Genomic DNA, 12,339 nt, shown 5'->3' on the forward strand with positions numbered 1-12,339 from the left:
AGCCTCCACCTTGAGCGGACACTCGACGCGTTTGCCCTGCGCTATGCCGGGCGGGTGCGCAGCTGTCCCTCGTAGTCGCGCTTGCCGATCGGCACGCCCCGCGCGCGCAGGATGTCGTAGGCGGTGACGGCGTGGAAATAGAAGTTGGGCAGCGAAAACGAGAGGATCAGGGCCTCCGACGTGAAGGCCAAGCGCCGCGGACCGATCTGAAGGTCCAGTTCGCGGCCCGCCCAGCTGTTGACCTCGTCGGGGGTGTACGCCTCCAGCGCCGCTTCCGCCTTGCCCATCATGGCTTGCAGCTCGACGAAGGGAACCGGTCCGACCAAGCCGGGCGGCGCGAATACACCCGTCTTCGCGGCTTCCAGCCCCCACACGGCATGGTGCCAAGCGGCCTCGATCTGGAAATGGAAGGGTGCCATGTCATCGGAGAGCCGGGCTCTCACGAATTCATCCGGGTCGGCGCCCGTCTCGCTGCAGTGCCTGCTCGCGCGGTCGAGGAAGCCCGCAATGGCGCGTACGGTCTGCAGGAAGGTCGGCACGCTGAGCTCGTAGAATGATGTCGCCATCGGAACGACCCCACTGCGCCATCGCTGGCATCCACCCCGTGGCGGATGCCATCATTGTACGCGTTCTCATGATCGATACTGAAAGGTAGCGGCGCGCAGGGTCCCGAACTTCTCGCGATCCTTGCCTCCCGGTCAAACGCCCGCGCCGGACGTCGCGAGAGGTCCAACCTCTCAGCGCATCGCCTCGCGCTGCGCGAGCGCGCCGCCGGAGGCCTTCTGGATCAGCCCGTCGGTCTGGTCGCGCTGGCGGCGGAACTCGGCGAGCAGCCGTCCGTCCAGTTCGCGGCCGCGGGGCACGCGGATCTTCATCGGGTCGACGAAGTGCCCGTTGATGATGACCTCGTAGTGCAGGTGCGCGCCCGTCGACAGGCCGGTCGAGCCGACATAGCCGATCACCTGGCCCTGCCGCACCCGGCCGCCCGCGGCGATGCCGCGCCCGAACCGGGACATGTGGTTGTAGGTGGTGACGTAGCCGTTGGCGTGCTGCAATTCCACCCGCCGCCCGTAGCCCGAATCCCACTCCGCCTTCAGCACCGTGCCGTTGCCCGCCGCCACGATCGGCGTTCCGATCGGCACCGACCAGTCGACCCCGGTGTGGAGCTTGGCGTAGCCCAGCACCGGGTGGCGGCGATAGCCGAAGCCCGAGGTCATGTTCCCGTCCGTCACCGGCTTGCGGATCAGGAACTTCTTGAGCGAGCGGCCCATGTCGTCGAAATACTCGACCGTGCCGTCGTCCGGCGACTGGAAGCGGTAGACCCGCCGGGCCTCGCCGCCGACCGTCAGCGCCGCATAGAGCAGGTCCGGCCGCTCCGCCGAGCCGCCGCCCTCCTCGTCGTAGGTGTAGACGAGTTCGAGGTTGTCGCCGCTGCCGACCCGGCGCTGGAAATCGACGTCGTAGCCGAAGATGCGCACGAGGTCCTCGACCATGCTGCGCGGCAGGTCGTGCCGGGCGGCGGTCTCGTAGAGGCTCGCGTAGAGCCGCGCCCCGGTGCCCTCCTCGTCCTCGTCCGCGCCGGGGGCGGGGACCGCCTTGGCGGGGGCGCCCTCCTGGCCGGGGGGCGTCACCGACACGAACTGGCCGCGGTCGTTCATCGCGGCGATCGCCTCGATGCCGCGCTCGCCGTAGAGGATGACCCGGTTGATCTGGCGCGGATCGCCCGGCTTGGCGCCGGGGCCGACCAGGAGCCGCATCTGCTGGCCCTCGCCGGTCGAGGCCGTGCGCGCGAAGCCCCCGAGGGCGGCGACGATCGGCCGGACCTGGTCGTCCGCGGCGGCGTTCGCGCGCAGCACGCTCTCCAGGGTCTCGCCGCGCCGGATCGTGACGTCGCGCTCCTCGACCAGGGGCGTGCCGCGCGGTTCCAGCTTGGCGAGGTCGGTGACGTTCTCGCGCAGGACCCGCACCTCGATCGACTTGAACGGGCCCGAATCGCGGCCGAACTCGGAGTCGAGCGCCGGCAGGGCCGGGAAGCCGCGCAGGGCCCGCGACAGCATCAGCTGCGGGGCGATCGGCAGGGCGGCGAGGCGCCCGGCCTCCGCCGCGAGGCGCCGCTCCTCCTCCAGCTGCGCCTCCACGTCCTCCTCGGTGAGGGCAGGGGCGCCCGGGCCCACGGCGGCCTCGGCGAGGTCGCGCTTGACCACCGAGACGTCCGCATCGGGCGCCTCGGTCGGCGGTGGCTCGGGCGCGCGCTCGGCCCCGGGCTCGCTGAAGAAGCGCATCGGGTCGAAGGCCGGGATGTCGGTCGCCGCGAGCCCGGCCGTCGCCGAGAGCGCGGTGGCGATCCGCACGAAGGGCCGCACCTTGATGATCTCGCGCTCGCCCGCCCGGATCGTCACGGGCGCGCGGAAGCTCTGCTTGGCGAGCGCCACCATCGGGTTGCGCACCAGCCGGTCGCCCTTGCGGGCGGCGTTCGAACCGCCGTCGCTCGGCTGCGGCCGCGCGGCGATCGCGGCCGCCTGCGGCAGCTGCGCGAAGCTCGCCTCGCCCTGGAGGGAGATCCAGATCGCCGAGCCGATCAGGCCCGTCCCGGCCATGCCCGTGAGCACGCAGGCCGTGAGCCAGCGCAGGTTCACGTCGCGCCGGTCGGTCTGCGAGGAGGCCACGCCCGCGAGGTTCAACGGCGGCTCGTGGCCGGGATCGGGGTTGCGTCCCGCGCGGGGGGAGGGGGGCGGAGACCCGGCCGGGTCGAGGCGCGCGCGCTTCACCGTGGCTCCTGGAAGGACAGCATGCCTCGCCCGGGCGGGGAGGGGACGCGGCGCCGTGCGGCTGCCGACGCGACCATGCGCAGGCCGCGGACCGAAATCAACCGCAGGACCCGCGCCGATCCTCAGGGCTTTCGCCCGCCAGGATGTCAGGATTGAGGCGCGGCGCGAATCGGACGGGCGCGATCGGGTCGCGGGCATCCCGGCTGCGGCTTTCTGCCGGCCCCTGCCCAGCGCGCGGAGCGCGCGATCTCCCTTGCCCAGCGCGCGGAGCGCGCGATCTCCCTTGCCCTGCGCGCGGACCGCGCGATCTCCCGGGCAGGTTTCACGCGAGGCGGCATGCACCTTCACCTCGATGCGGTCGGCGGGATGGCCGGGGACATGTTCGTCGCCGCGCTCCTCGACGCCTTCCCGGAGCACGAGGCCGGCCTCGTCGACAGCATCCGGCGGGTGGCCGGCGCGTCGGTCTCCTGCCGGCTCGTGCCGCACGGCGACGGCGTGCTGCAGGGGCGCCGCTTCCTGGTCGCGCCGACCCGGGACCACGACCATCCCCATGGCGGCCACCCCCGTCACGACCATGCCGAGGGCGCCCACGCCCACGCGCACCGGCACTGGGCGGAGATCCGGCGCGCCCTGCGCGGGGCGGACCTCGCGCCCGCGGTCGCCGAGCACGCGCTCGCGATCTTCGGCCACCTCGCCGAGGCCGAGGCGCGGGTCCACGGCATCCCGGTCGAGGAGGTCGCCTTCCACGAGGTCGGCGCCTGGGACTCGATCGCCGACATCGTCGGGGCCGCCCACCTGATCGCGGCGCTCGCGCCCGCGGACTGGAGCGTCGGCCCGCTGCCGCTCGGGGCGGGCCGGGTGACGACCGCGCACGGCGCGCTGCCGGTGCCCGCCCCCGCCACCTCCCTCCTGCTCCGGGGCTTCGCGGTGATCGACGACGGCGTGCCGGGCGAGCGGGTGACCCCGACCGGGGCCGCGATCCTGCGCCATCTCGGCGGGCGGGGGCGGTTCGACGGGCCGCGGGTGATGGGGGCGAGCGGCATCGGCTTCGGCGCCCGGACCCTGCCGGGGCTCAGCAACTGCCTGCGGGTGCTCGCCTTCGAGCCCCTGCCCGGCGACCCGGCGGGGCCGGAGGGGGCCGGGGCGGGCCTGCACCGGGATCTCGGGGTGATCGAGTTCGAGGTCGACGACCAATCGGCGGAGGATCTGGCGATCGGGCTCGATCGGCTGCGCGCCGAGCCGGCCGTGCACGACGTCGTCCAGGCGCCGGTCTTCGGGAAGAAGGGCCGCATGATGACCCATATCCGCGTGCTGGCACGGGCCGAGTCCCTCGACGCGGTGATCGCCGCCTGTTTCCGCGAGACGACCACGATCGGCCTGCGCCACCGGATCGTCGCGGGCGTGGCGCTGCCCCGCCGCAGCGAGACGGTGACGGTCGAGGGGCGCGAGGTGCGGGTGAAGAGCGTCGAGCGGCCGGGCGGGCGCACCGCCAAGGCCGAGGCCGACGACGCGGCGGGCGAGGGCCACGCGGCCCGCGCGGCCCTGCGCCGGGCGGCCGAGCGGCGCGCCCTCGGCGGGGACGCTTCGTGAGCGGCGGCCTGGAGGCCGTCCTCGCCGGGATCGGCCCGGTCGCCGTCGCGGTGAGCGGCGGCGTCGACAGCCTCACCCTGGCCAGCGTCGCCCGCCGCGGCAGCGCCCGGATGGTCCACGCCGTCTCCCCCGCCGTGCCCGAGGAGGCGACGCGGCGGGTGCGGGAGGAGGCGGCGCGCCAGGGCTGGGACCTGGCCGTGATCGAGGCCGGCGAGTTCGGCGACCCGGCCTACCGCCGCAACCCGGTCAATCGCTGCTTCTTCTGCAAGACCAACCTCTACGGGGCGATCCGCGCCCTCACCGGGCGGGTGATCGTTTCGGGCGCCAACCTCGACGATCTCGGCGAGTACCGGCCGGGCCTGGAGGCCGCGAAGGCCTACGGCGTGCGCCACCCCTTCGTGGAGGCCGGGATGGGCAAGGAGGCGGTGCGGGCGCTCGCCCGCCGCCTCGGCCTCGGCGCGGTGGCGGAACTGCCCGCCGCGCCCTGCCTGTCGAGCCGGGTCGAGACCGGCATCCCCATCGAGCCCGCGACGCTGGGCTTCGTCCACGCCGTCGAGCGGCTGGTGAGCGAGGTCCTCGGCGGCGCGCCAGGGCCCCGGCGGGCGGTGCGCTGCCGGGTGCGCGCCTCCGGCATCGTGGTCGAGCTCGACCCGGCGAGCCTCTCGGCGCTGACCGCGGACGACCGGGTCGCCCTCGGTCTGCGCATCGCCGGAGAGGCGCCCGTCGACCTCGTCGGCGCCGAGATCCGCTTCGCCCCCTACCGGGTCGGCAGCGCCTTCCTGACCGGGAGCGCCCGATGACGGAGTTCGTCCTCGACGTCGAGCGCCCGGCCCGGATCGGCCTCGAGGAGGCGGTCTACGCCGCCGGCAAGACCGCCGCGCAGGTGGCCGCGATCCTGGCGGCCGCGGCGGAGCGGCGGGCGAGCCTCCTCGTGACCCGCCTCGACCCGGAGAAACTCGCCGCGCTGCCCGGGACCCTGCGGGCGGAGATCGATTATTGCGACCTCTCGCGCACGGCCTGGTTCGGGCCGCCGCGGCCGGTCCGGGGGCAGGGGCGGATCGCCATCGTGGCGGCCGGCACCTCGGACCTGCCGGTCGCCCGCGAGGCGGAGCGCACCCTGCGCTACGCGGGCGAGGCCGCCACCGTGATCGCCGATGTCGGCGTCGCCGGCCTGTGGCGGCTCACCCGGCGCCTGGAGGAGATCCGGGCGCATCCGGTCGTCGTCGCGGTCGCCGGGATGGACGCGGCCCTGGCGAGCGTGCTCGGCGGCCTCGTCGCCGGGGCGGTGATCGGGGTGCCCACCTCGGTCGGCTACGGCGTCGCCGCGGGCGGGCGCCCGGCCCTCGACGTGATGCTGGCGAGCTGCGCGCCCGGCCTCGCGGTCGTGAACATCGACAACGGCTACGGGGCGGCCTGCGCCGCCCTGCGCTTCCTCCACGCGGCGGGCCGGCTCGCCGGCGCGTGAGGCCCGCGGGCGGGGTGACCCGCCGGGCCGCCCGGACCCCGGGCGGGCCCGCTCAGCGGAACGGTCTCGGGCAAGTCTGCCGGGACTTGATCCCGGCGGTCATGTCTCATGACCGCTGGTTCCGTTCCCGGATCGTCGCCAAGCCTTTGGCTTGGTGTCGCGAATCCGGGATGGTCGACGCCCCGGTGCGGCAGCCTCCTGGGGCGTTGGTACGAGGTGTCGCATCCTTGTCGCCGCCGGAGCGGTGACCACGTCGGCGAATGGTGCTCAGACCGGAGGGCGGACCATGGAACGTCGCAGTTTCCTGCAGGGCGCGGTGCTCGGGGCGGGCCTCGCGGCCGGCGGCTCGGCCGGCGCCGCGTCCCCGGCGGGGCCCGGCCCGGCGCTCCCGTCCGCGGGGCCGCTGCCGCCCGCGGCGGCCGCGCTCGCCGGGGCGAACCGGCCCGAGGATCCGGCGGCGCTGCCCTTCGTGACCGATCCGGGGGAGAGGCGGGGCGAGATGCTCTACCGGCCCCTCGGCCGCACCGGGGTCACCGTCTCGGCGATCGGCATGGGCGGGTTCCACCTCGGCAAGAAGGCGCTCAGCGATGCCGAGGCGACGCGGCTGATCCATCAGGGCGTCGACCGCGGCATCACCTTCATGGACAATTGCTGGGACTACAACGAGGGCAGGTCCGAGGAGCGGATGGGCGCGGCGCTCGCCGAGGGCGGTTACCGGGCCAAGGTCTTCCTGATGTCGAAGATGGACGGCCGGACCAAGAAGGAGGCGGCCGCCCAGATCGACACCTCGCTCAAGCGCCTGCGCACGGACCGCATCGACCTCGTCCAGCACCACGAGATCCTGCGCTACGACGATCCCGACCGGGTCTTCGCCGAGGGCGGGGCCATGGAGGCCTTCATCGAGGCGCGCCAGGCCGGCAAGCTGCGCTTCATCGGCTTCACGGGCCACAAGGACCCGCGCATCCACCTGCAGATGCTGGAGGTCGCGGCCGAGCGGGGCTTCCGCTTCGACACCGTGCAGATGCCCCTCAACGTGCTCGACGCGCAGTTCCGCAGCTTCGCGCACCTCGTGCTGCCCTCCCTGGTGGCGCAGGGGATCGGCGTGCTCGGGATGAAGACCTTCGGCGACGGGGTCATCCTCAAGAGCAACGCCCCGATCCGGCCGATCGAGTACCTCCACTTCAACCTCAACCTGCCGACCTCCGTGGTGATCACCGGCATCCAGAGCCAGCGCGACCTCGACCAGGCCTTCGAGGCGGTGAAGAGCTTCCGGCCGATGGACAAGGCGGCGGTGGCGGAACTGCTCGCCCGCGCTCGACCCTACGCGCTCGAGGGCAAGTACGAGCTGTTCAAGACGAGTTCGACCTTCGACGGCACCGCCAAGAACGCCGCCTGGCTCGGCGGCGAGGCCGAGGGCGTGCAATCCCTCGCCCCGACCATGGAATAGCCGGGTCCGGGGCCGCCCGCTGACGGCTGCCCCGAATCTTGCTTAACCTCGGCCATTCGAACGCTCGGTCACCCGACACTCGGCCATCCCACGCCATCGGAGCCCGCCATGACGCGCCGCCTGCCCCTCCTCGCCGCCGCCCTGATCCTCCTGCCGCAGGCGGCCCTCGCCCATCCGGGCCACGGCGACGCCGCCGGCTTCGCGCACGGATTCGCCCATCCCCTCGGCGGGGCCGACCACGTCCTCGCCATGGCGGCGGTGGGGCTGCTGGCGGCCCTGCGCGGCGGGCGGGCCCTGGTCGCGCTGCCGGTCGCCTTCCTGGCCATCATGGCGGTGGGCGGCGCCCTCGGGGCGGCCGGGCTGGCGCTGCCGGCGGTCGAGACCGGGATCGGCCTCTCGCTCGTCGCCTTCGGGCTCGCCGCCGCCCTCGGGGCCGGACTGCCGCTCGCCGCGCTCGGGCTCCTCGTCGGGCTCTTCGCGGTGTTCCACGGCCACGCGCACGGGGCCGAGATGCCCGAGAGCGTCTCGGGCCTCGCCTACGGCGCGGGCTTCGTCGCGGCGAGCGCGCTGCTGCACGCCGCCGGGATCGGGCTCGGCCTCGCCGCCGGGCGGCTGCGGGCCGCCGCCCCGGTCATGGGCGGCGCCGTGGCGCTGGCCGGCGTCGCGCTCCTGGCCCACCTCGTCTGAGGCGGCTCAGCCCGGGTTGACCGCGGTCACGAGCCAGCAGGCGGCGCCGAGCACCACCGGCTCGGTGCGCGGCAGGGCCGCGGCGACCGCCGCGAAGGCGGCGGCGCGCTCGGCCTCGCCGAGGTCGCGCACCAGCACCGAGGTCGGGCCGAGGGTGAGGGCGAAGCGCGTCGCCTCCTCGGCGTCGCGCCCGAGCACGAGGTCGCGCAACACCGCCGCCTCGGCCACCGCGGCGAAGCCGGCCTGCCGGAGCAGTCCGGCGAGGAGGCCGGGCTCCGCGAAGCGGAACGGGCCGGGCGCCCCCGGGACCGGCGGCTCGGGCGGCGGCACCACCCGCAGCGCCGCCTCCCGCGGCACCCGGATCCAGTCGTTGGCGGGCAGCCCCTGCCAGCACAGGAGCGCGATCCGCCCGCCGGGCCTGAGGCCCCGGCGCAGGTTGGCGAGGGCGGCCCGCGACTCGTCGAAGAACATCACCCCGAAGCGCGACAGCGCCGCGTCGTGGACCGGCTCCAGGGGCTGGGTCTGGGCGTCCGCCTCGACCCAGGCGACCGGGGCGTTCTCGGGATCGGCCGCGAGGGCGCGCTGGCGCGCCCGGGCGAGCATCGGCCGCGAGACGTCGAGGCCGGTCACCGAGCCCCGCGGCCCGACCGCCCGCGCCGCCAGGAGCGTGGTCTCGCCGCAGCCGCAGCCGATGTCGAGCACCCGCTCGCCGGGCCTGAGGGCCGCGGCCGCGATCAAGGCCTCGGTGAGGGGCGCGAAGGCGGCGTCGAGCGCGTCCTGCAACCGCGCCCATCGCTCGCCCGCCTCGCCGTTCCAGTACTCGGTCTGGGAGATCGGGTCCGTCATCGCGGCCTCCGCCAGGGGCGTTCCGCGGCCTTCTCGACCGCCGCGCGCGCCCGCGCAAGGGCCGGTCAACAGGAGCTCGACGCTCGGATCGGCCTCGATCACCGCGAGGGCCTCCCGGCCGTCCCGGGCGAGCAGCACCGTGTCGCCGAGATCCTCCAGGTGCCCGCTGGCGCGGGAGCGCACGGCCTCGCTGCCCTCGACGACCAGGATCGTCCCGCTGCCGCGGCGCGGCGGCGCGGCCGGTCCCGCCTCGGGGCGCGCCCCCGGGCAGGCCGGGACGGCCGCCTCCAGGGCCCGCCTGATCTGCTACCGGCCGCTCCTCGGTCACCGCCTGGAGGGCCATGTCGAGGTTGCCGGTCACGACCTGGAGCAGGTTGTTGAAGTCGTGGGCGAGGGCCGCCGTGAGCTCGCCGATCGCCTCCATCCGCTGGGCCTGCCGCTGGGCCTGCCGCTGGGCCTGCTCGGAGGCCCAGCGCCGCGACAGGTCGAGCTGCGAGGCGAAGAAGCACAGCAGGTCGCCCGCCTCGTCGTAGATCGGCCCGATGAGGACGCTGTTCCAGAATGCCGTGCCGTCGCGCTTGTCGTTGAGGATCTCGGTGGCGATCGCCCGCCTGTCGCGCAGGGCGTCGCGCATCTCGTCCACGGTCGCGCGGCTTGTCCGCGCGCCCTGGAGCAGGCGGCAGTTGCGTCCGAGCAGCTCCTCCTCGTCGTAGCCCGTCAGGTCCTGGAAGGCGCGGTTGGCGAGGACGATCGGGTTGGCGGGCTGGCGCGGATCCGTGAGGATCATCGGCATGCGCGTCATCTCCACGGCCGCGCCGGCGGCGGCTCCGGCCGACCTGCGGGCTGATCGATCGCCATCGATTAGGCCGGCCATGTCCTTTCTCCAGCGCGGGAGGGGCGAAGGATCTCCGATTTCCGGTCGCGGAACCGCTTGCAGGCTGCCAAGGCCGTCGCTATAAGCCCCCCACGTCGGCGGCGCCGACGCTTCGGAGTGTAGCGCAGTCTGGTAGCGCACCACGTTCGGGACGTGGGGGTCGCAGGTTCAAATCCTGCCACTCCGACCAAAATTCCCGAGACAGCTCAGCGGCTCACAGAAGTACCCGATCAACACCATCGAGATGGTGGACCGGATCAGCCCTTCCGGCCGAAGTTCGCGGCCGCCTGCTGCTGGTGGCTCGGATGGTGTCGCCGGAGACGCGCTCCAGGGTTTCGACCATCATGCGCCCGCACTGGGCCGCGCTCACCCGTTGCCACTTGGCGCCAGGTCGCGCGGCCATGTCGGCGCGGAGGTGCTGCGCAACGGTGCGTGCGGTCGTCCTCGGACCGAGAGCCCGCCGAGCAGGGGCGTTGCGACCGCGCGGCCCTGCCCGTCATGGCCGAGGCGGAGCAGGGCGGGGGCACCATGCGCGCCGCGGCGTCAGAGGTGCGATGCGATCCCCGCGCGGGCCACGTCCCGCTCCGCGATCGGCGGTTCGCCCATCCATGCGGACCACTCGCGCGCCAGGAGCCATCGCTCCCTCACGGCAGCGACGGCTTGTCCCTTCGTCGGCGCGGTTCCTGACTTGTCGAAGCCGAGAACGGACGCGGGCTGTCGCAGGAGGATGCTCCAGGCCCACTGAGGGGTCCAGGATGGCATGCGGATGACCTTGCAGACCCGAGCGAACGTGTGACCATCGACCTCCGCGAAGAAGTCGGCCGCCTCCCCGGGCCGCGCAGGCCGCCAGATGAGCGGGTGATCGTCCATCATGTGACAGAGCCTCCCGGCTGATGCCTCACCTGTGACACTCGTGGGGACAACGCCCGTCCAGCCGATTTGATGCCGGAGCGAATGCCGAAGCCTGTCGCGGCGATCACGAACGCTGTCCGGGTGCGGGACTGCCACGTCCCGTCCTCGACACCGTCCTGATGCGTCAGCACTCGCGATGTCGGATTGCGCAGCGAGCGTGGGCGTGAATTGATGCGCAGCGCGCGAACCTTGACGGGTGCTTCTCGTTTCAGAACGTGTCCGCGTTCTGCGATCGTATTTCGTTCCGGGTTCTGCTAAATTGACGGCGGCTGATCACAGGGAGGTCAGCAAGGCTGGTGGATTCAAGTGGTCGTCGCAACGGCTTGGCGGAGGGCGGTTGTGATGGCAGGTCGGCGGCGTTCGGATCGGGCACTTCGCGAGAAGCTGCGGTCACCGGGTCGTCCCGGGGTCGGTCTGCGCGAGACGCGGCGGGGGTTCTGGGCGTTCCTCGCGCAGGGTCTCTCCAGCGAGGTCGCAGCGATGAAGCTCGGGATCTCGCCACCGGTCGGCTCGCGGTGGTTCCGGACAGCAGGCGGAATGGCACCTTCCCACCTGTCACCATCATCCAAGTCGCCTTCTGCGCGCTACCTGTCGTTGGCTGAGCGGGAGGAGATCGCGATCCTACAAGCGCAAGGTCACGGGGTCCGGGACGTCGCTCGGCGTCTGGGACGGGCGGCGTCGACCATCTCGCGGGAATTGCGCCGCAATGCGGCGACCCGCAGTGGCGGCCTGGACTATCGCGCCACGACCGCGCAGTGGCACGCTGAACGCGCGGCACGCCGGCCCAAGCCAGCAAAACTGGCGGGGAACGCAGCGCTGCGGACGTACGTGCAGGAGCGGCTCGCCGGAACTGTCGCGACACCGGGCGGGAGCGCTCTGCCTGGCCCTAGCGTTGCCTGGAAGGGACGGCGGCACGGGCGACGCCAGAGCCGGCGATGGGGTCGATCCTGGAGTCCGCAGCAGATCGCCGAGCGCCTACGGCTCGACTTTCCGGGCGATACGACGATGCGCATCAGTCACGAGGCGATCTATCAGGCGCTCTACATCCAGGGCCGGGGCGCGCTGAAGCGTGAGCTGACCGCGTGTCTTCGCACAGGACGGGCTTTGCGTGTGCCGCGGGCCCGCAGCCTGGGCCGAGGCAGGTCGTTCGTCACCCCCGAGGTGCTCATCAGCGAGCGTCCGCCCGAGGTGGAGGACCGCGCGGTGCCGGGGCACTGGGAAGGAGATCTGATCCTGGGTCTGAAGAGTTCGGCGATCGGGACCCTGGTCGAGCGCACGACGCGCTTTACGATGCTGCTGCATCTTCCGCCGATGGACGGCCATGGGGTGACACCGCGTGCGAAGAACGGCCCGGCGCTGGCGGGGCACGGGGCCCAGGCGGTGCGCGAGGCGATCGCCGGCACGATCGCGCGCTTGCCCGAGCAGCTGCGGCGCTCGTTGACCTGGGACCAGGGTACCGAGATGGCCGAGCACGCGCGCTTGCGGATCGACGCGGGTCTGCAGGTCTACTTCTGCGATCCACGCTCACCCTGGCAGCGGGGGACGAACGAGAATACGAACGGGTTACTGCGACAGTACTTCCCGAAAGGAACGGATCTGAGCGCCCACAGCGCGAACGATCTTGCTGCTGTGGCCGCAGCCCTCAACAGCAGACCGCGCAAGACGCTGAACTGGAAGACGCCGGCAGAGGCGCTCGACGCTGTGCTGGCTGCCGTGCAAGATGGTGTTGCGACGACCGCTTGAACCCAAG

At 73.2% G+C, this 12,339-nt stretch carries 10 protein-coding genes, 1 tRNA gene and 1 pseudogene; 7 read left to right on the forward strand and 5 right to left on the reverse strand.

Going from position 1 to position 12,339, the window contains the following annotated elements; genetic code table 11:
* Positions 1–41: 41 nt before the first annotated feature.
* Positions 42–566 carry a DUF1993 family protein gene (locus tag M446_RS18215; RefSeq protein WP_012333574.1) on the reverse strand — a complete coding sequence of 175 codons (525 nt, stop codon included), beginning with the start codon at positions 564–566 and terminating at the stop codon, positions 42–44.
* Positions 567–737: 171 nt separating this feature from the next.
* Entirely contained in the window at positions 738–2,768 is a 2,031-nt protein-coding gene (locus tag M446_RS18220) for a M23 family metallopeptidase (protein WP_012333575.1), read from the reverse strand.
* 336 nt (positions 2,769–3,104) lie between these two features.
* On the opposite strand from M446_RS18220, the gene M446_RS18225 reads away from it, so the two are divergent.
* The 5 genes from M446_RS18225 to M446_RS18245 all read left to right on the forward strand — a co-directional run bounded on the left by M446_RS18225 (position 3,105) and on the right by M446_RS18245 (position 7,957).
* On the forward strand, positions 3,105–4,358 hold the full coding sequence (locus tag M446_RS18225; RefSeq protein ID WP_012333576.1) for a LarC family nickel insertion protein: 1,254 nt from the start codon (positions 3,105–3,107) through the stop codon (positions 4,356–4,358).
* Entirely contained in the window at positions 4,355–5,158 is an 804-nt protein-coding gene (locus M446_RS18230; protein WP_012333577.1) for an adenine nucleotide alpha hydrolase, read from the forward strand. The genes M446_RS18225 and M446_RS18230 overlap by 4 nt, the downstream gene beginning before the upstream one ends.
* On the forward strand, positions 5,155–5,823 hold the full coding sequence (gene larB / locus M446_RS18235; protein WP_012333578.1) for a nickel pincer cofactor biosynthesis protein LarB: 669 nt from the start codon (positions 5,155–5,157) through the stop codon (positions 5,821–5,823). The genes M446_RS18230 and larB overlap by 4 nt, the downstream gene beginning before the upstream one ends.
* 286 nt (positions 5,824–6,109) lie before the next feature.
* A complete protein-coding gene (locus tag M446_RS18240; protein WP_012333579.1) occupies positions 6,110–7,270 on the forward strand; it encodes an aldo/keto reductase in 1,161 nt (386 codons plus the stop codon).
* A gap of 108 nt (positions 7,271–7,378) precedes the next feature.
* Positions 7,379–7,957, forward strand: coding sequence for a HupE/UreJ family protein (locus tag M446_RS18245; RefSeq protein WP_012333580.1), 579 nt, complete (start codon positions 7,379–7,381; stop codon positions 7,955–7,957).
* A gap of 6 nt (positions 7,958–7,963) precedes the next feature.
* On the opposite strand, the gene M446_RS18250 is transcribed toward M446_RS18245, so the two are convergent.
* Both M446_RS18250 and M446_RS39015 read right to left on the reverse strand, forming a co-directional pair.
* On the reverse strand, positions 7,964–8,803 hold the full coding sequence (locus M446_RS18250; RefSeq protein ID WP_012333581.1) for a class I SAM-dependent methyltransferase: 840 nt from the start codon (positions 8,801–8,803) through the stop codon (positions 7,964–7,966).
* 517 nt (positions 8,804–9,320) lie between these two features.
* Positions 9,321–9,677 (reverse strand): annotated as a pseudogene (locus M446_RS39015) (PAS domain-containing protein); the annotation flags it as partial.
* A 113-nt stretch (positions 9,678–9,790) separates the two neighbouring features.
* Between M446_RS39015 and M446_RS18260 the strand changes: the two are divergent.
* Positions 9,791–9,867, forward strand: a tRNA-Pro gene (locus M446_RS18260).
* A 353-nt stretch (positions 9,868–10,220) separates the two neighbouring features.
* Here the strand turns inward: M446_RS18260 and M446_RS18265 are convergent.
* Positions 10,221–10,550, reverse strand: a complete 330-nt coding sequence (locus tag M446_RS18265; protein ID WP_012333582.1) for a hypothetical protein — start codon at positions 10,548–10,550, stop codon at positions 10,221–10,223.
* Positions 10,551–10,931: 381 nt separating this feature from the next.
* On the opposite strand from M446_RS18265, the gene M446_RS18270 reads away from it, so the two are divergent.
* Positions 10,932–12,332 (forward strand): IS30-like element ISMtsp4 family transposase, encoded by a 1,401-nt coding sequence (locus M446_RS18270; RefSeq protein ID WP_012330561.1) that lies wholly within the window; start codon positions 10,932–10,934, stop codon positions 12,330–12,332.
* The last annotated feature ends 7 nt before the right edge of the window (positions 12,333–12,339 follow it).

The organism is Methylobacterium sp. 4-46, from assembly GCF_000019365.1.
Taxonomy (GTDB): Bacteria; Pseudomonadota; Alphaproteobacteria; order Rhizobiales; family Beijerinckiaceae; genus Methylobacterium.